The sequence below is a fragment of the Arthrobacter sp. ISL-48 genome, from assembly GCF_018613805.1.
Classification (GTDB): domain Bacteria; phylum Actinomycetota; class Actinomycetes; order Actinomycetales; family Micrococcaceae; genus Arthrobacter.
In genome coordinates, this window is the sequence record NZ_JAGGPL010000014.1 from 23,646 (window position 1) to 41,810 (window position 18,165).

Sequence of the window (18,165 nt, forward strand, 5' to 3'; positions counted from 1 at the left end):
ACCGCTCCAAAAGTACGACGGCGCCCCCGCACCTTTTGCTAAAGGTGCGGGGGCGCCGTCGTTCCCCACCGGCCCCCTAGCCTCGCAAGCTCGGCCAGGGAACCCTGCCGGCGTGGGCCCACGCAGTGCGGATCAGCTGGCCAGCCAGATGTCCGGTCCGAAGACCTCGTAGTGGATCCGGGCTGCCGGGATGCCGGCATTGATGGCTTCGTTGCGGATGCTCTTCATGAACGGCAGCGGCCCGCAGAGGTAGAGGGACGCTCCGGCCGGCAGGTCCACTTCACGCAGCGACATGAATCCTTCAAGGGAACCGGCGCGGGGCTCTTCGAGCCAGAGCTTGAGTTCGGCACCGCCCAGGCGCTCGACGTCGTCCGTCATCTGGCCGCGCAGCGCCCAGCTGTCCTGGGTGCTTTCCGCATGAAGCACCAGCACCTGGCGTTCGGAACCGGACTCGGCCAGGTGCCGGAGGATGGAGGCGGTGGGGGTGCAGCCGATGCCTGCCGACGCCAGGACCACCGGGCCGACGCCCTCCTTGAGGGTGATCTCCCCGTAGGGGTTGGAGATTTCCAGGATATCGCCCACCCCGACACCGCTGTGCAGTACGGGGGAGACCTCGCCGCCGTCGTCCAGCTTGGTGGTGAAGGTGCGGCGGGTGCCGGCGTCGCCGGAGAGGGAGTACTGCCGGACCTGGCGCAGGCCGTCCGGGAGTTGGACCTTGACGCTGATGTACTGGCCGGGCAGCGCTTCGGTGATGGGAGTGTCGTCTGCCGCTTCCAGGGTGAAGGTCATGGCGCCCGTCCCGGCAAAGGTCTTGGTGGAGACCCTCCAAGGGCTCCACATTTTTCCGTTAGCCTGCGCTGCGTACAGTCCTTTTTCCAGCTTGATCAGGGCGTCGGCCATGAGCCAGTAGACCTCTGTCCAGGCTTCGGCGATCTCCGCGGTAATGACTTCGGCCAGGTCCTCGGCGATGGCGGCGAACAGGTGTTCGTAGACCACCTGGTACTGGGGTTGGGTGATGCCCAGGGATGCGTGCCGGTGGGCGATGCGGGCCAGTACGGCCTCCGGTAGCGTGCCGGGGTTGTTCACCAGATGGGTGGCGAAGGCGGCGATGCTTCCGGCCAGTGCCTGCTGCTGGTTGCCCGAGCGCTGGTTCGAACGGCTGAACAGGCCGTCCAGCAATTCGGGGTGCGCGGCGAACAGCCGAGCGTAGAACTTGGGGGTGATGGCGCCGATCCGCGAACCGACGAGCGGAAGGGTTGCCTCAATGACAGGGCGGGATTTGTCCGAGAGCATGTGTACTCCTGAGGTAGGGGGCCGGGATCTTCGTTCCGGCCGGAAGAATTCTGGTGTTTCAAATACAAGAATTCACACCTCAACTTCTACACCTTGTAGAACACGGAACCTAATCCGGTAACCCTAAAGCCCGGGGCGCAGCCCGATCAGTTGGAAAACCGGGGTCATCTGCCGCGAATGGGGGAGGTCTGCCACGACCACGTCGTCGAGCTCACGGTAAAACGCCTCCCGGGCTCGGGCGAGGGCCAGCCGGAGTTTGCAGTCATTGATCAACGGGCAATCGCCGCTCGGGGCCACGCAATCTGCTGCATCCTGCCGGGTGTTCAGGTTCCGCAGCATCTGGCCTACAGTAACCTGGCGGCCCGCCGGGCTGAGCCGCGAGCCACCGGTCCGGCCGCGTTCCACTTCGATAAGACCCAAGTGGCGCAGCTTGGCCATCGCCTTGCTGACATGGTTGTACGGCGTGGCGACGGCGTCGGCGATGCTCTGGGTCGTCAGGAGGCTGCCGCCGGGTGCGGCGGCCAGCACCATGAGTGCCCGGAGGCTCACATCTGCAAAGGCGTTGATTTTCATGCGGCCGGGCCGGTCTAGTCCACCCAGATGGAGGGTTCGTTGATGTCAGCCGTGAGCTGGCCGAATTCCAGTTCCCGGGTTACAGGTTTCGCGGAGTAGGGAAGCACCGCGGCAAAGACAGATCCGTCGCGGTGCTCGGCGGCCACGTGGATGGCATCTGACTCTTCCTCCACAAGGAGGATGTCGCAAACCACGGCGGTGGCCCTGAAATCTGCCCGGTTCTGGCGGAGCACTTGGGTGAGGTCTTCGATCATGGAGTCCGCATCGAAGTCGGAGTCGGAATCTTCCGCGGCATCTGCGGGAGTGACGGCCATGAGGCGCACTTCGCCGTCGTTCTCCACTACCAGGGCGAACGGCAGGAAACCGCCGTTGCGCTGCAGCTGTTCCTGGGCTGCGCCAACGCCGGTCCCCAGCAGGTTCTCCAGGTCCGTTGCCGTAGCCTCGGGGACGGAATCCCGCCAGGAGGAAGCTGCTGCAGGGCCGCCGGCATGATCAGTCACGGCGGATTAGCCCCGGACAAGCGACAGGACGCGGTCCCGTACGCGTTCCATGGTCGCCCGGTCAGTGGCTTCCGCGTTCAGGCGCAGGAACGGCTCGGTGTTGGACGGGCGCAGGTTGAACCAGTAGCTGCCGTCATTTGCCGTGAAGGTGCTGCCGTCCATGGTGTCGATCGTGATGTCTTCAGCGGCGAAATCGGCGCGGACACGTTCCACCGCCGCGGCCTTGTCTTCAATCTCGGAGTTGATTTCCCCCGAGGACACGTAGGGCTCGTACTCGCGGCCCAGTTCGGAGAGCGGGCCATCCTGTTCGCCGAGGGCCGCCAGTACGTGCATGGCCGCCAGCATTCCCGTGTCGGCGTTCCAGAAGTCGCGGAAATAGAAGTGTGCCGAGTGCTCGCCGCCGAACACTGCACCTTCCTCGGCCATGACTGCCTTGATGAACGAGTGGCCGACGCGTGTACGGACGGCGCGTCCGCCGTCGTGCTCCACAAGTTCCGGCACCGCCCGGGAGGTGAGCAGGTTGTGGATGATTGTGGGGGTTGCCTCACCTTGCGCCTGGGCGCGGGCGATCTCGCGGCGCGCCACCATGCCGGTGATGGCCGACGGCGAGACGGTCTCTCCTTTTTCGTCGATGACGAAGCAGCGGTCAGCATCGCCGTCGAACGCCAGGCCGATGTCTGCGCCCTGCTTGATGACGGCGGCCTGCAGGTCGCGGAGGTTCTCGGGTTCCAACGGGTTGGCGGGGTGGTTGGGGAACGAGCCGTCCAACTCGAAGTACAGGGGGGTGATCTCGAACGGCAGTTTGGGCAGCAGGGTATCGCCCAGGACCGCCGGAGTGGTGAGGCCGGCCATCCCGTTGCCAGCATCCACTACTACCTTCAGCGGGCGGGAGCCGGAGAGGTCCACGAGCGTGCGCAGGTACTCGGCGTAGTCCTTCAGTACATCGCGGACGCTGATCAGGCCGCGGGTGGCAGCTGCGGGGATGGATCCGGCATTGAGGTACTCCTCGGCGAGGGCCTGAATCTCCTTGAGTCCGGATTCGGACGAGATGGGCTGCGCGCCGGCCTTGGACATCTTGATGCCGTTGTATTCGGCGGGGTTGTGACTGGCAGTGAACGTGGCCCCGGCAGCGTTGAGGGAGCCGCAGGCGAAATAGAGCTCATCGGTGGAGATCAGGTCAAGGAGCTCGACGTTGGCCCCGCGGGTGGCGGCTCCATCAGCGAAGGCCTTGCTGAACTCAGGGGAGGACGGGCGCATGTCGCCGCCCACCAGGACGGTCTGGCCTTCGAGCTGCAGCACGTCTACGAACGCGGCTCCTACTGCTTCGACGATCTCAGCAGTGATGGAATCACCAACAATTCCCCGGACGTCGTAGGCCTTGAAGGATGCCGAGAGATCAAATGTCTTCGTCTGTTCGCTAGTCACGGGTCTTATCTTACGTGGAAGCCTGGGATGGCTGTTGAGGAAAAGTCCTGCCCCGGCCCGGAAGGGTCAGGCGCCTCACATCGGCAGAACTGGGTGCCGAACAATCCACATAGGAGGGATACGGCTTTTGGGTGTCAGCGGTGGCTGGGATACTGAATCAATGGTCGATAACCAGAACGCCCTCCTTTCGCCCGCAAGTCCGGCACCGGAACCGTCAGCTTCCCCCACGCGAATCCAGGCCCTAGAGGTTCTCCGCGAGCTCGTTGGGCATCCGGCAGCGGAGTTCCATGACGGCCAGTTTGAGGCGATCGAGGCACTGGTCGACGGCGGCAGGCGCGCTTTGGTTGTCCAGCGCACCGGCTGGGGGAAGTCGGCGGTCTACTTTGTGGCGTCACTGCTGCTCAGACGCCGGGGCGCCGGCCCCACGCTCATCGTCTCGCCGCTGCTCGCCCTGATGCGGGACCAGGTGGCTGCGGCCGCCCGCGCGGGGGTACGGGCCGTCGCCATCAACTCGGCCAACCAGCTGGAGTGGGACACCGTGCGTGAACAGCTCGCGGCCGATGAAGTTGACGTGCTGCTGGTATCGCCCGAGCGGCTCACCAACCCCTCGTTCCGGGAGAACCAGCTGCCGGAGCTTATCCGCCGCACAGGGCTCCTGGTGGTTGACGAGGCACACTGCATTTCCGACTGGGGCCACGATTTCCGGCCGGACTACCGCAGGATCGCGGACCTGATCACGCAACTGCCCGGGACAGTCCCCGTCCTGGCCACCACGGCAACCGCGAATTCCCGGGTAGTCCACGACATCGAGGAACAGTTGGGCGCCGGAGTCCTGACCATCCGCGGGGCACTGGGCCGCGACTCATTGCGCCTCGGGGTCCTGACACTCCCCGATTCACGGGAGCGGCTGGGTTGGCTCCTGACGCATCTGGCCGATCTGCCCGGCAGCGGCATCATCTACACCCTCACGGTCTCAGCTGCGGAAGACACAGCGCGGCTTCTCGCGGAGGCTGGCCATCACGTCCTGGCCTATACCGGAAGGACCGACCCCGCTGACCGGGAACGGGCAGAGCAGCTACTCAAAGACAACCAGGTCAAGGCCCTCGTGGCCACTTCTGCCCTGGGCATGGGCTTCGACAAGCCGGACCTCGGTTTCGTGGTCCACCTCGGCGCGCCCTCCTCGCCGGTTGCGTACTATCAGCAGGTCGGCCGTGCAGGCCGCGGTGCTGCGGATGCGGATGTCCTGCTCCTGCCTGGTTCGGAGGACCGGGATATCTGGCAGTACTTTGCCACGGCGTCGATGCCGTCCGAGGAGAAGGCCACCGCCGTCCTGACGGCATTGGCCGAAGCCGGAACAGCCGTTTCGACCGTGGCACTGGAGGCGCGGGTGGACCTCCGGCGCACGCCGCTGGAGCTGCTGCTGAAGGTCCTCGCCGTGGATGGCGCTGTGGAGCGGGTCGGCGGCGGGTGGCGTTCCACCGGCCAGCCGTGGTTCTACGATGCCGAACGCTACCGACGGATCGCCGAGGCCCGGGTGGACGAGCAGGACTCAATGGTGATCTACCAGGACACCGCCGGTTGCCGGATGGAGTACATCACCTCCGTCCTGGATGATGAGACAGCACACGCCTGCGGCCGTTGCGACAACTGCGCGGGCCGCTGGTTTGCGGCCGACATCGCGGCGGACGCAACGGCGGCAGCGGGTCAGACCCTCAGCCGCGCGGGCGGAGTCCTTGAGGCACGCCTGCAGTGGCCCAGCGGCATGGACCGTCTGGGGGTCCCGGTCAAAGGCAAAATCAAGCCTGACGAAGGCGTTGTGGACGGCCGTGTCCTGGCCCGGCTTACAGACCTTGGCTGGGGCGGTGCCCTGCGGGAGCTGTTCGCAGCAGGCGCTCCGGACCGTCCGGTCGCCCCAGGCATGCTCCAGGCCTGCGTTCAGGTGTTGCGCGAGTGGGCAACCGGAGACGGTCGTAGCCCCGGATGGAGCGGTGCCGGCAGGCCGGCGGCCATCGTCAGCATTCCCTCACGAAGCAAGCCTGAACTGGTCCGGACCCTCGCAGAGGGAATCTCGGAGATAGGCCGGATCCCGTACCTCGGGCAGCTTCAGCTGGGCCACGGGGGACCCACGGGAAACCGCGGCGGCAACAGCGCATACCGGCTGGCCGGAGTGTGGGACCGGCTGGTAATTGGTCCGGAGCTTGAGGCCGCCCTTGCACCCCTTCGTGGTCAGGGCGTGATGCTGATCGACGATCTCGTGGACAGCCGCTGGACAGTCACCGTCGCCGGGCGCGCCCTGCGGCAGGCGGGGGCGGGGGCTGTCCTTCCGCTGGTGCTTGGCCAGGCCGGCTGACCTCTGCTCCGTCATGCCGGTGCAGTGTCAGGCTGTCTGCCGTACTGAACAACATGAGGACGGCCATGGCCAGGAACGCCCCCCGGAATGGACCGGCGGAATCCTGAGCAAATACGGCCAGTCCCTCGAAAACGCGGATCAGCAGTGCTGCCACGGCGATGCCCGTACCCGTGGCGAGCTGTACCAGTGTTGCGGACACGGTGTTGGCCGACGTGAGCTGGGCCGGGACGATGTCCGCGTACTGCACCGAGGCATAGGAAGAAAAGCCAATGGACCGGAACGCGCCGCTGCACACCAGCAGGGCAAACGTGACGGGCTCCGGGGTGTCCGCAGTCAGCAGCGAGCACAGCGCGAAGGTCACCGCTGAGGCCAAAGAAGCGAACACCAGCATCGCCTTGAACCCGAACCGCCTGATCAGCGGTGTGGTTGCGGGCTTGATGCCGATATTGCCGATAAAGACTGCGGCCACCATGATGCCGGCATGCAGGGGTGTCCAGCCGAAGCCTGCCTGGAACATCAGGGGAAGGAGGAAGGGCACGGAGCTGATGGTCAGGCGGTACACGAATCCGCCGGTGGCCATGGCGCGGAACGTCCGGGTGGCAAAAACGGTGAGATCGAAGAGCGGGTTCGTTGCCCGCCTCATCCACAAGGCCGCGCCCGCGAGTGCGGCCGCCCCGGCGGCTGCGGATACGGCGGCCCACGGCGCCTCATAATGGCCGGAGGCCAGCTCCATGCCCACCACCAGGGCGCCCACTCCCGCGGTAGTAAGGACCAGTCCCAGCCAATCCAGCCGGCGGCCGCTGTCGCCGGCGGCGGCGGGCACCAGCCGCAAGGCCGCGATGAACGCTGCCAGGCCCAGCGGCAGGTTGATGAGGAAGATCCAGTGCCAGGACAAGTACGTGGTCAATGCCCCGCCCACCAGGGGAGCCAACACCGGGGCCAGCAGGCCAGGCCAGACCAGGAATGCGGTAGCGCGCAGAAGGTCTGACTTGGGTGTTCCGCGGAGCACCACCAAGGTGCCCACCGGCACCATCATTGCCCCGCCAGCCCCCTGGAGGATCCGGCTGAGTGTCAGCGTGGTGAGGTCCTGGCTCAAGGCACAGCCCAGCGAGGCAACGGTGAACAGGGCAATAGCCAGGCAGAAAACCCGCCGGGCGCCCAGTCGTTCCGCAAGCCAGCCGCTGAGCGGAATGCCCATGGCCACTGTCATGAGATACGCCGTCATGGTGATGTTGACGTCCGCGGCAGGTACGCGAAAATCTCCGGCGATACTTGGAATCGCGGTGGTCAGGACGGTGCCGTCCAGGAATTCCATGAAGAACGTGGCCGCCACCAGCAGCGCCAGGCGGGGGTTCCACGCCTGCATCCCATGGTGCGCGTCTACCGCGTTGCTTGCCGCCATCCCTCTATCCTGCCACCGGGGCGTAAGGCGGGCGTTCCCTGTCCGGACCGCGGACACGCCTACCGGCAAACGCAAAAGGCCCCGGTCCAGGACCGGGGCCAAACGCGGAGACGGGGGGATTTGAACCCCCGGTGGAGTTGTGCCCCACACTTCATTAGCAGTGAAGCCCATTCGGCCGCTCTGGCACGTCTCCAATTGCTATTCCTAGCCCACCAAGGATACGCAGAACGGGGCATGCAGCGCAAAACGGCTTCAGGGCCCGGAGGCTAGTTGAAGATCTCCACGGCGCGGGGTGCGGAAACAGACCCCCTGCGGACCAGCCTGGCATCGAGTGGCTCTGTGGCCGTGGGTGCCTTTCGGCCTTCAATCTGCCGGATCAAGGCGGTGGCAGCGGCCATGCCCATCTCATAAACAGGCTGGGCAATGACCGTCAGGGGCGGTGTGGTGAGGCGGGTCCAGGCGAAGTCGTCGTACATCAGGAACGAGACATCACCAGGGATGGACAGGCCGAGTTCCTGGATGGCTTCCACAACACTGAGGGCGATGAGGCCGTCGGAGGCGATGATGGCTGTCGCAGCATCGGAGCACTGCAGCAGTTCCCGGGTGGTCTTGCGAATGGATTCCGCATCCCCCGCGTTGAGTCGGACCAGGTCTGCGGGGTGTCGAAGGCCCTCCTCCTCGAAAGCCCTACGCATTCCGTCAAGGCGCTCGGAGATCTGCGACGAGTCGAGTTCCATGCCGGCCTCATAAGGCTCATCCGTCTTAAGGGTTGAGACGAAGGCGATCCGCCGGTGCCCGGATTCAAGGAGATACCGCGTTGACTCGTAGGAGATGTCTGCCATGTCCACGGCGATGGTCACGACGTCCAGTCCTCCGGCTTTGCGGTCCAGCAGGACCAAGGGACGTCCGGACTCGCGGACCTGTTGCAGGTGTTGGGTTTCCAGCGACGACGCCGGAGCCACGATGAGGCCGTCCACGCGCTTGTCCAAAAGCACGCGAACCGCTTCGACCTCCGCGGCTGTTTCTTCGTCCGTGTTGATCAGGATGACGTGGAATCCACTCTTCTTGGCAATATCGGTGATGCCCCTTGTGGCGAGGCCGAAGTGGGGGTTTTCGATGTCACCCACCACCACCCCTATGGTGTGGGATTTGCCCGTGTTCATGCTTCGGGCGAGTTCGTTGGGGCGGTAATCGAGTTCCTCCGCTGCGGCCAGCACACGTTCGCGGACATCCTGGCTGACGGCGCCATAGTTTCCCAGCGCCCTCGCCGCCTGGGCTTTTGATACCTGGGCGGCCTTTGCGACGTCGGCGACAGTGATGTCGCGGCGCCTTGAACCATTACTGCTCATGTCGGCCTTCCGAAAGGGGCCCTTGACGGCCCGTGTGGCATGGGTTACATTTCTAGCAACCCCAATGTGAGTCCGGTCTCAATCGTAAGGGTTGAGACCGGACTCAGCAAGGGATTTTGATAATCCGATTCAATCGGCCCCAAGGGCCGCTCCTGCTTCCCATGATTGGAAAAACGCTGTGACTACTCGACCGAAATTCCGCCCCGGGGCCATTGTTGCGGCCGCTGTGGCAACTGTCCTGGCCCTTTCGGGGTGTGGCGGGTCCACTCCGGCCTCGTCCTCCTCGACAGCCGATAACCCCTACGGCCTGATCCAGCCGGGCACCATCAGGGTGGCCAGCCTCGGTGACTCGAAGCCCTACACCTTCGCCGACGCCCAGGGAAACTTCACGGGCTTCGACGTTGAGCTCTTCAAGGACGTCGCCCACCGCGCCGGAGTGGACAACGTGGTCTTCACCGGTCAGGACTTCTCCGGTCTGCTGGCCGCGGTGGCGAACGGCCAGTTCGACGCCGGCGTCGCCGCCATCGGCATCACAGACAAGCGCAAGCAGACCGTGGACTTCTCTGACGGGTACCTGGCCGGATACCTGACGGTCATCACCACGAAGACTTCGGGCATCAACAACGCGGACGGCCTCGCCGGAAAGCGTCTCGGCGTCGTGCAGGGAACCCTGCAGGAAGCCTATGCCGTCAAGAACTTCACGTCGGCGAGCCTTGTGCGTTTCCCGGACAACAACACCGCGATTTCCGCCGTCAACAGCGGCGCCGTGGATGCTCACTTCCTGGACTACGAGGCCGCCAAAGCGTACCAGGAGCAGTTCGGCCTGGTCAGTGCTGCCGATATTCCGTCCTTTGATGCTCCCGCCGGGTTCGCTGTGGCGAAGGGCAAGACCGCCTTCAAAGATGCCTTGAACAAGGGCCTGGCAGCGGCAATGGAAGACGGCACCTGGAAGAAGCTGTACCAGAAGTGGTTCCCCGGCTCCCCGATGCCCGAGCAGTACCTGCCCAAGGCCGAGCGGACAGCTGCCCCCACCCCCAGCAAATAGGCCACAGGCTTTGCCAACTGGCCTCTGAACGGGCGGGCCGCAGCGAGCGGCCCGCCCGGCACTCACAAGCAAACTACGTCTGAGAGTAACCATGGACTGGTTCGATACCATCATCCGCACCTTCTTCGATTTCGGCGCAATGGCCGAAGTCATGCCCCAACTCCTGGGAGTAGGGCTCCTAAACACTCTGATCATCTCCGTCGCCGCCACGGCCATCGGTCTCGCGCTGGGCATGATCGTAGCGATCATGGGCATTTCGCCGTCCAGATGGCTCCGTATCCCGGCCAGGATCTACACGGACCTCTTCCGCGGCCTTCCTGCCATCCTCACCATCCTGCTGATCGGTCAGGGCTTCGCCCGGCTGAGCCAGTCAATCTTCGGGCCTTCCCCTTATCCGCTCGGAATCATCGCGCTGAGCCTGATCGCAAGCGCATACATCGGGGAAATCTTCCGGGCCGGCATCCAAAGCGTGGACAAGGGCCAAGGGGAAGCCTGCCGTGCGCTGGGCATGAGCTACGCCAAGTCCATGGCCCTGGTGGTGGTGCCGCAGGGTATCCGCCGGGTCCTGCCCGCTCTCGTGAACCAGTTCATCGCCATCGTCAAGGACTCGTCCCTCGTCTACTTCCTGGGCCTTCTGGTCAGCGAGCGTGAGCTCTTCCGGGTGGGCCAGGATGCCGCCGTGCTCTCCGGAAACCTCTCACCGCTGGTCATGGCAGGGCTCTTCTACCTGGTGATCACGGTTCCCCTGACCCACCTGGTCAACTATTTCGACAACCGCTTCCGCACCGGAAAGCGGCGTCCCTCGGCCCCGAGCAGCGGCCTGAATGAAGTCAAGGAACTCGACGCGGCCTCGCCGCTGATCACCGGGAGCAACACATGAGCCTCGCAAGCAGCACTGGGAAAACCACCGCTGAAAGCCAAACCTTTCACGGCTCCAGCCTGGAGCTGAAGAACCTGACCATGGCCTACGGCGATATCGAGGTTCTCCGCAACGTCAGCCTCACGGTGGCCCCCGGAACCACCACCTGCATCATCGGCCCTTCCGGTTCGGGCAAATCCACCCTGCTGCGCGGCGTCAACCGGCTGCACGAACCCAAGAGCGGGGACGTGCTGCTCGCCGGCGAAAGCACGCTGGAGGTCAAGCCGGACATCCTCCGAAGCCGAATCGGGATGGTGTTCCAGCACTTCAACCTCTTCCCGGACCACACGGCACTTGAGAACGTGGCGCTGGCTCTCTGGAGCGTCAAGGGAATGCCCAAGGCTGAGGCACGGGAACGTGCCCGGCGGCGCCTCGCCGAGGTCGGACTCGTGGAGCGGGCTGACCACCGGCCGCGGGACCTCTCCGGAGGCCAGCAGCAGCGGGTCGCCATCGCACGCGCCCTGGCCATGGAACCCGAAGTCATGCTCTTCGACGAAGCCACCAGCGCCCTGGATCCAGAGCTCGTCAAGGGCGTGCTGAGCCTCATGGCAGGCCTCGGCAAGCGCGGTATGACGATGCTCGTGGTCACTCATGAGATGGGCTTCGCCCGCAAAGTCGCGGACCAGGTGGTCTTCATGGACGAGGGTGAAGTGGTAGAGGCCGGCACGCCCAGCGAACTGTTCGATCACCCGAAAAGCGAACGTCTCCAGCGCTTCCTGTCGGAGGTGCTGTGATGTCGCAGGCGAGTCGCGGACCCATCCGCACGGGCCTGGTCGGGTTCGGCATCTCGGGCGGCGTCTTCCACGCCCCCCTCATTGAGGCCGATCCGGACTACTCGCTGGACGTCATCGTGACCGCGGATCCGGAGCGAGCCGCCGAAGCTGCCCGGCGTTACCCGAAGGCGCGGGTGGTCCCGACGCCGGAGGCGCTGTTCGCCCTGGCCACAGACCTTGACCTCCTCATCCTGGGTACGCCTCCGCTCACCCACTTCGATCTCGCGGCAACGGCCATTTCCCATGGCCTCCACGTGGTGGTTGACAAGCCGTTTGTCACGGCGTCGGCGCACGGTCAAGAGCTCCTCACCCGGGCAACCGACGCCGGCGTGCAGCTGACGGTATTCCAGAACCGCCGCTGGGACGCCGACTTCCTGACCCTCCAGAAGCTCGTGCAGGGGGGAGCCCTCGGCGAGATCCGCACCTTCGAGTCGCGGTTTGAATGGTGGCGCCCCGAGGGATTCGGCAACTGGCGCGACACAGCAACCCTGGCGGAAGGTGGAGGCATCCTTCACGACCTCGGAGCACACCTGATCGACCAGGCAGTCCGGCTGTTCGGAGCGGTGGAGGAAAGCTACGGGGAGACGGCCAACCACGGGCCCCATCCGGACGGCGCCGAAACCGAGGCCTTCGTGTCCCTGCTCCATGAATCAGGGGTCCGGTCCAGGCTGTGGATGAACGGGATGGCGGCCCAGGTTGGCCCGCGGTTCCACGTGCTCGGTTCCAGGGCCGGTTATACAAAGTGGGGCCTCGACAGCCAGGAACCGGCCCTCGTGGCTGGCATGTCGCCGTCGGATCCGGCCTACGGAGTCGATTCCCAGGAGTCTTGGGGGGTCCTCGGGATCGACGGAGCCACTGAGCCCGTTCCGGCCGAAAAGGGCGCATATCCCACGTTCTACAACGAGCTGGCCACAGCCCTGCGAGGGGAGGGGTCGCTGCCCGTTGCGCCGGCCGAATCCCTGGAAGTCCTCAAGGTCATCGAAAAGATCCACGCCTTCGCGTAGCCCGCAAACAACATCAATGAACCTGCGCCCAAAGCGCACCAAGTATCAGAGAAGGGGAGAACCATGTCCTCCATCACTCCAGCCAAACGCGTCGCTATCATCGGAGGCGGCATCCTGGGGGTTTCCACCGCCGTCCACCTGCTACGGGAGGGCGCGGCCGTGACCCTGCTGACCGAACGAGGCCTCGCCAGCGAGGCTTCGGGCCGTTCATTGTCCTGGCTCAATTCTGCGGGCGAGAGGTCCACTCCGTACCATCAGCTGCGCCTCGCCGGCGTGGACCGCTACCGCACGCTGTTCGCAACAGACCCCGCCCGTGAGTGGCTGCAGTTCGGCGGCGGGCTCATGTGGAACCCCGCCGGCCAGCAGGACGCAACGGCGGCCCGGCACGCCTACGAGAAGTCGGTCGGCTATGACTCCAAGCTGCTGGCTCCGGCGGAAATCGCAGCCGCAACCCCCGGTATCGATGCAACGGCAGTGCCGGACAACGCCATCTTCAACCCTGGCGAAGGCTGGGTCAGCCTGCCGGACCTCGTGGATTTCCTGATGGAGGAATTCCACGCACTCGGGGGGCAGCTCGTGCTGAACGCCGGCAAGGCCTCCGTGGTGGTCGACGGCGGCCGCGCCGCTGGTGTGGATACGGCAGCGGGCGACACCTACGACGCCGACGCGGTCCTGGTCGCCTGCGGGGCCGCAACGCCCGCCGTCGTGGCGCCGCTCGGCGTCGAAATCCCCAACGCTTCCCCTGTTTCCATGCTGGTGGTCACCAAACCGGTCGAGCACGACGTCAAAGCGGTGCTGAACACCCCGCGGGCGGCGATCCGCCCCAACCCGGGAAGCACTTTTGCCCTGGACCACGACTGGTATGAAGACCACATCACCGAACACGCAGACGGCTCGTTCGATATCCCCGACGCCGTGGTCCAGGAACTGGCCGATGAAGCCTCCAGGCTCATCGCCGGCAATCCGGACCTCAAGCCCGCGTCCTGGAAAATCGGCTACAAGCCCATCCCCGGCGACGGCGAACCCGTCCTCGGCGAAACCGGCCAGGTGCCAGGCTGCTTCGTGGCCTTCACCCACTCGGGGGCAACGCTGGGACTCATCGCCGGCGAACTGCTCAGCGGCGAGATCCTGACCGGAAACAAGCATCCGATGCTGGCGACCTTCCGGCCCGGGCGATTCTCCTAGCCAAAAAGCGGCAGGGCCCGCCACCTCGTGGTCGGGCCCTGACCGCACCGGGAGGAGGAGGAACCTAGGCAGCCCCGCCCGCCAGCGTCCTCCACAGGAAGTGCTGGCTGCGGGCCTGCAGCGCGGCCGTCTGCCTGTTGTCCGAAGCCCCGGCATGACCGCCCTCGAGTGCTTCGTGATACCAGACATTCGGGATGCCCATCGCCTGCATTCTCGCTGCCATCTTCCGGGCCTGGACGGGGCCCACCCTGTCATCGGAAGTGGCTGTCCAGATGAACGTCTCCGGGTATTCCACGCCGTCCTTCAGCAGGTGGTACGGCGAGAACGTCCTGATAAACTCCCACTCCCCAGGCACGTCAGGGTCGCCGTACTCGGCAATCCATGAGTGTCCGGCTGAAAGCTTCGTATAGCGCCGCATGTCCAGCAGCGGGACACCGCACGACACGGCACCGAACAGTTCCGGATACTGCGTGAGCATGTTGCCCACCAGCAGCCCGCCGTTGGAGCCGCCCACGCAGCCGAGCCGCTCACGCGACGTCACACCGCGGGAAATAAGGTGCCGGGCTACCGCTGCGAAATCCTGGTACGCCCGGTGCCGGTTCTCCTTCAGGGCGGCCCGGTGCCATGACGGCCCGTACTCGCCGCCACCGCGGATGTTGGCTACCACGTAGACGCCCCCGCGGGAGTGCGGGGCCGCACCCTCGGCGCCGGCCGATTCCGCCGTCCGCCGTTCCAGCCAGGCCCTGCCCACCGTTCCGCTGTAGGCAGGTGGCCTGGAAATCTCGAAGCCGCCATAGCCGGAGAGCTGCGTCGGGTTCTGGCCGTCCAGGACCAGGTCGCGGGACGCCACCTGGAAGTAGGGAACCCGGGTACCGTCGGCGGAGACGGCGAAGTGCTGCTGCACCTCATACTTGCCGTCGTCAAAGAACGACGGCGACGCCTTCACCGCCGCGTGGCTGCTCACCACGCCTGCCATCCCCACAGCGTTCCCTTCCGCTGTTCCCCGCTTAAGGGTTCCACGCATCAGCGTGCTGGGCGTCGTGAAGCCGGTGGCGACGAGCCAGAAATCGTCGCCGGCACCGCCGTCGTCCGGGCTTTCGTCTTCGTCGTCCACGGCATAGGCGTTCACGTCGTGCAGCGGCGGGCAGGCGTCCAGGAGCGAGGAGGCCCACGCGCCCTCGCCGGAAACACCTGGCCGCGAAGGGTCAAGGACGCGGAGCTCGGACGAGACATCCCGGAGCAGGTTGAGCAGCAGGAAATTCCGGGTCCAGCTCCAGGACTGCAGCGACGTGTGTGCGTCCGGAGTGAACAGGACTGAGAGCTCGCGTGATCCGGCGAGGTAGTCCTCGAATCCGGCCGCCAGCAGGGAACCTGCCGGGTACGTTGTGTCGCCAAGCGCCCAGTCACGCTGCGGCCTGAAGAGGAGCCAGCCGCGGTGGGCGCTCAGGTTCACGTCCGTTGGGGCGTCAATCTCAACCTACGAACCGTCCCGCTGAACGAAGGTGCTCCGGTTGTAGAAGTCGATGTAGTCCACGGCAAAAGTGCGCTCGAAACCGGGGGTCGAGTCGTGCGCCACCACGGCCATCATGTGGTCCTCGGCCACCTCGAACAGCCGCGTCGCCTGACCCAGGGTTTGACCGCGCCGAAGGGTCACTGCCGTCCGCGCGTAGGAAGACGCTGTCCGGGGGAGGTCCTCAGCGGTGGAGGCGACCAGCAGCGTGTCCGTGTCCAGCCACGAGACGTTGCCCTTGGCCGTCGGCAGGTCAAAGCCGCCGGCAGCGGGGTCAACGAAAGTGCGGGTCGCGACGTCGAACTCGCGGTAGCGGTTCGCGTCGCCGCCGTCGGGGGAGAGGGCCAGGAGCGCCAGCCGGTACGTTTCGCCGGCCGCCGGGCGGAGGAAGGTGGCCCCGTGGAACACCCACTCTTCGCCCTCGGCGGCCGCGAGCGCGTCCACATCCAGCAGGACATCCCATTCGGGGGCTTCCGTGCAGTAGCTGTCCCAGGTGGTGCGGCGCCACAGCCCCTTGGGGTTCTGCCGGTCCTTCCAGAAGTTGTAGTACCAGTCGCCGCGCTTGCCCACCATCGCGATCCGGTCGGTGGAGTCAAGCACCTCAAGAATGCTTCCCTCGAGGCCTGCGTAGTCCGCGTCCTCCAGGAGGTCCTCAGTGCGGGCGTTCTGCTCCCGTACCCAGGCCAGCTGCTCCTCACCATAAATGTCCTCGAGCCAGACGTTCTCATCGGTGGGCTCGGGGGCCACCCCCGCAGGGGACGAAACAGGGGAAGAAGCCGCGGAGGAGGGAGAACCGGATGCGGACGCTGGATCAGCTGCAGTGGTGGTCATCCGCCCATCCAAACAACATCTGCGCACAGGTAGCAAGTCAAACGTGCAAGGCTCCTGCCGATACTCTGGATGCCGTGGGTAAATCGCAGAGCATCCGGACGGCCATCATCGGCGCCGGCCCCCGGGGTACCAGCGTCCTTGAGCGACTGCTCGCCCACTCCGCCGCCCGCACCGGATCGGCGGCCCTCCATATTGAGGTCATCGACCCCTACCCGGCAGGACCGGGGCATGTGTGGCAGCCGGACCAGTCCCGGCTGTACCTTATGAACACCCAATCGTTCTACCCCACGGTCATTCCCGAGGATCCCGGGCTTGCCCCGCCCGTGGCCGGCACCACGTTTGACCAGTGGCGGGTCCGGCAGCAGCACGACCCTCAGCCGTCCCTTACGGAGGACGACTGCTCCGAACTTGCCGCCCTGGGTTCGACGGACTTTCCCAGCCGCGCCCTCTACGGCCGCTACCTCCGCTGCATTCTGGAGGAGCTGACGGCACAACTGCCCGACGGCGTGACCATCACGTTCCACGAAACGTCCGCCCTGTCAGTACGCCCGGCGGGCAATGGAACGTTCGACGTCGGGCTCGCCGGCGGCGGGTCGCTCACCGCCGACTCCGTGGTCCTGGCGCTCGGCCACATTCCCTCCCGGCTCAACCCGGAGCAACGGGAACTGCAGTCCTCGGCCAGGCAACTGGGCCTGCGTTACCTGCCGCCTTCCATACCGGCGGACGTGGACTGGTCCGAGATTCCAGCCGGCGAGCCGGTCCTGGTCCGGGGCATGGGCCTGAACTTCTTCGACGCCGTAGGACAGCTCACGGAGGGCCGCGGCGGAAAGTTCATCGACGCCGGAAACCGGCTCGAGTATGAGCCGTCGGGCCAGGAACCGCTGATCATTGCGGCGTCCCGGCGCGGCACGCCGTACCGCGCCAAGGCTGCACTGGACGGCTATTACCCGGCGTCCGTGAAACTCCGGTTCCTTACGGAAGCTGCGCTGGAGCGGTTTGCCACCGCCGGGATCCGGCCGGGCTTCGACCACGACCTCTGGCCCCTGCTGCACCGCGACACCCTTTGGGCCTACTATTCAACGCTGGTGCGGTCGCAGCCCGGTGCGGTACCCGATCCGTCTGAGTTCCTGGCCGCCCTCGACGACGCGCTCCGGCCGCACGCCCACAGCTCGGCCAACTGGGAGGACGCCGTGGACAGCGTTCTCGCCGTCCACGTTGGTCCGCGGCACAGGCTGGACCTCCTGGGCCTCGCCTCTCCGCTGGCGGGCCGGTCGTTCGCCTCGCGGGCGGAACTTGATGCCGCCGTCGTGGATTACCTGCTCGATGACGCCCGCCGGTCCGCCCTTGGAGAGCAGGACCCCGTGAAAATGGCCATCGGTGCGCTCCATCACGGGCGGGCGGTCCTCAAATCGGCTGTAGCCGACGGCGGCATCACGGATGAATCCTGGGTCGCCGGGCTTCGTGGCTGGTTCGAGTCGTTCGTGGAGGGGCTGGCCAGCGGCCCGCCCGCGCTGCGCGCCGAACAGCTGGCGGCGCTCGCGCGCACCGGCGTCGTCAGTTTTGTGGGACCTGGCCCCAGGTTCAGCGTCGACCGGCGGACCGGCATGTTTACCGCAGCCTCGCCCTGGGTGAACGGCCCGCCCGCGGCGGCGAAGTCCATGGTGGAGGCGCTCGCACCGGCCAACCGGGTATCCGCCAACGCCTCCCCGCTCCTGGAGCAACTCCTGGCGGACGGACTGGTCCGGCCCCGACTCATGATGACTGCGGAGGGTGCACCCGTCCAGGCCACTGGCCTGGACGTCACCCCGCACCCCTATCGCCCGGTGGCGGCGAGCGGCGCAATCACCGACGGTCTCTACGTATTGGGCCTGCAGCTCTCGGCTGCCCAGTGGGGAACGGCCATCGCTGCTGAGGCAATCCAGCCTGGCCGCCACGCGTACCGAAGCGGCCAGCGCACTCTTCGTGACGCAGACGAAATCGCGCAGGCCATCCTGGGACACTGACGC

13 protein-coding genes, 1 tRNA gene and 1 pseudogene are annotated in these 18,165 nt (G+C 65.8%); 7 read left to right on the forward strand and 8 right to left on the reverse strand.

The genetic code is table 11. The features are described 5' to 3' along the window. Window positions 1-132: 132 nt before the first annotated feature. The 4 genes from J7E83_RS13955 to J7E83_RS13970 form a co-directional block, all read right to left on the reverse strand. On the reverse strand, window positions 133-1,293 hold the full coding sequence (locus tag J7E83_RS13955) for a globin domain-containing protein (RefSeq protein WP_214963095.1): 1,161 nt from the start codon (window positions 1,291-1,293) through the stop codon (window positions 133-135). A 123-nt stretch (window positions 1,294-1,416) separates the two neighbouring features. Beyond that, the gene (locus tag J7E83_RS13960; protein ID WP_214963097.1) at window positions 1,417-1,866 is read right to left on the reverse strand and encodes an Rrf2 family transcriptional regulator; all 450 of its coding nucleotides are present in this window, start codon (window positions 1,864-1,866) and stop codon (window positions 1,417-1,419) included. Between the two features lie 14 nt (window positions 1,867-1,880). Next, window positions 1,881-2,366 (reverse strand): hypothetical protein, encoded by a 486-nt coding sequence (locus J7E83_RS13965; protein WP_214963098.1) that lies wholly within the window; start codon window positions 2,364-2,366, stop codon window positions 1,881-1,883. Between the two features lie 6 nt (window positions 2,367-2,372). Then, window positions 2,373-3,791 (reverse strand): phosphomannomutase/phosphoglucomutase, encoded by a 1,419-nt coding sequence (locus J7E83_RS13970; RefSeq protein ID WP_214963100.1) that lies wholly within the window; start codon window positions 3,789-3,791, stop codon window positions 2,373-2,375. Window positions 3,792-3,951: 160 nt separating this feature from the next. On the opposite strand from J7E83_RS13970, the gene J7E83_RS13975 reads away from it, so the two are divergent. After that, window positions 3,952-6,141 (forward strand): ATP-dependent DNA helicase RecQ, encoded by a 2,190-nt coding sequence (locus J7E83_RS13975; protein ID WP_214963102.1) that lies wholly within the window; start codon window positions 3,952-3,954, stop codon window positions 6,139-6,141. Here the strand turns inward: J7E83_RS13975 and J7E83_RS13980 are convergent. The 3 genes from J7E83_RS13980 to J7E83_RS13990 all read right to left on the reverse strand — a co-directional run bounded on the left by J7E83_RS13980 (window position 6,065) and on the right by J7E83_RS13990 (window position 8,892). After that, the gene (locus J7E83_RS13980) at window positions 6,065-7,543 is read right to left on the reverse strand and encodes an MFS transporter (protein ID WP_214963104.1); all 1,479 of its coding nucleotides are present in this window, start codon (window positions 7,541-7,543) and stop codon (window positions 6,065-6,067) included. The genes J7E83_RS13975 and J7E83_RS13980 overlap by 77 nt on opposite strands. Before the next feature lie 105 nt (window positions 7,544-7,648). Then, a tRNA-Ser gene (locus J7E83_RS13985) sits at window positions 7,649-7,736 on the reverse strand. Between the two features lie 73 nt (window positions 7,737-7,809). Next, window positions 7,810-8,892 carry a LacI family DNA-binding transcriptional regulator gene (locus tag J7E83_RS13990; protein ID WP_214963105.1) on the reverse strand — a complete coding sequence of 361 codons (1,083 nt, stop codon included), beginning with the start codon at window positions 8,890-8,892 and terminating at the stop codon, window positions 7,810-7,812. A gap of 178 nt (window positions 8,893-9,070) precedes the next feature. On the opposite strand from J7E83_RS13990, the gene J7E83_RS13995 reads away from it, so the two are divergent. From J7E83_RS13995 to J7E83_RS14015, 5 genes are all read left to right on the forward strand, one after another. Next, complete coding sequence (locus J7E83_RS13995) at window positions 9,071-9,937, forward strand: ABC transporter substrate-binding protein (protein ID WP_214963106.1); 867 nt, start codon at window positions 9,071-9,073, stop codon at window positions 9,935-9,937. Window positions 9,938-10,028: 91 nt separating this feature from the next. After that, complete coding sequence (locus J7E83_RS14000; RefSeq protein WP_214963107.1) at window positions 10,029-10,817, forward strand: amino acid ABC transporter permease; 789 nt, start codon at window positions 10,029-10,031, stop codon at window positions 10,815-10,817. Continuing rightward, window positions 10,814-11,590 (forward strand): amino acid ABC transporter ATP-binding protein, encoded by a 777-nt coding sequence (locus J7E83_RS14005; protein WP_285289353.1) that lies wholly within the window; start codon window positions 10,814-10,816, stop codon window positions 11,588-11,590. Before J7E83_RS14000 ends, J7E83_RS14005 begins: the two co-directional genes overlap by 4 nt. Continuing rightward, on the forward strand, window positions 11,590-12,633 hold the full coding sequence (locus J7E83_RS14010; protein WP_214963108.1) for a Gfo/Idh/MocA family oxidoreductase: 1,044 nt from the start codon (window positions 11,590-11,592) through the stop codon (window positions 12,631-12,633). The genes J7E83_RS14005 and J7E83_RS14010 overlap by 1 nt, the downstream gene beginning before the upstream one ends. A 63-nt stretch (window positions 12,634-12,696) precedes the next feature. Next, complete coding sequence (locus J7E83_RS14015; RefSeq protein WP_214963109.1) at window positions 12,697-13,818, forward strand: FAD-binding oxidoreductase; 1,122 nt, start codon at window positions 12,697-12,699, stop codon at window positions 13,816-13,818. Between the two features lie 64 nt (window positions 13,819-13,882). Here the strand turns inward: J7E83_RS14015 and J7E83_RS14020 are convergent. Continuing rightward, a pseudogene (locus J7E83_RS14020) lies at window positions 13,883-16,159 on the reverse strand (prolyl oligopeptidase family protein). A gap of 74 nt (window positions 16,160-16,233) precedes the next feature. On the opposite strand from J7E83_RS14020, the gene J7E83_RS14025 reads away from it, so the two are divergent. Then, window positions 16,234-18,162: an FAD/NAD(P)-binding domain-containing protein gene (locus tag J7E83_RS14025; protein WP_214963111.1), complete on the forward strand. Its 1,929-nt coding sequence runs from the start codon at window positions 16,234-16,236 to the stop codon at window positions 18,160-18,162. Window positions 18,163-18,165 lie beyond the last annotated feature (3 nt).

Excerpts from the sequence above, each read along its gene's own strand:
- J7E83_RS13955 (WP_214963095.1), bottom strand. The coding sequence starts at position 1,293 with ATGCTCTCGGACAAATCCCGCCCTGTCATTGAGGCAACCCTTCCGCTC.
- J7E83_RS13960 (WP_214963097.1), bottom strand. The coding sequence starts at position 1,866 with ATGAAAATCAACGCCTTTGCAGATGTGAGCCTCCGGGCACTCATGGTG.
- J7E83_RS13975 (WP_214963102.1), top strand. The coding sequence starts at position 3,952 with ATGGTCGATAACCAGAACGCCCTCCTTTCGCCCGCAAGTCCGGCACCG.
- J7E83_RS13980 (WP_214963104.1), bottom strand. The coding sequence starts at position 7,543 with ATGGCGGCAAGCAACGCGGTAGACGCGCACCATGGGATGCAGGCGTGG.
- J7E83_RS13990 (WP_214963105.1), bottom strand. The coding sequence starts at position 8,892 with ATGAGCAGTAATGGTTCAAGGCGCCGCGACATCACTGTCGCCGACGTC.
- J7E83_RS14000 (WP_214963107.1), top strand. The coding sequence starts at position 10,029 with ATGGACTGGTTCGATACCATCATCCGCACCTTCTTCGATTTCGGCGCA.
- J7E83_RS14005 (WP_285289353.1), top strand. The coding sequence starts at position 10,814 with ATGAGCCTCGCAAGCAGCACTGGGAAAACCACCGCTGAAAGCCAAACC.
- J7E83_RS14010 (WP_214963108.1), top strand. The coding sequence starts at position 11,590 with ATGTCGCAGGCGAGTCGCGGACCCATCCGCACGGGCCTGGTCGGGTTC.
- J7E83_RS14015 (WP_214963109.1), top strand. The coding sequence starts at position 12,697 with ATGTCCTCCATCACTCCAGCCAAACGCGTCGCTATCATCGGAGGCGGC.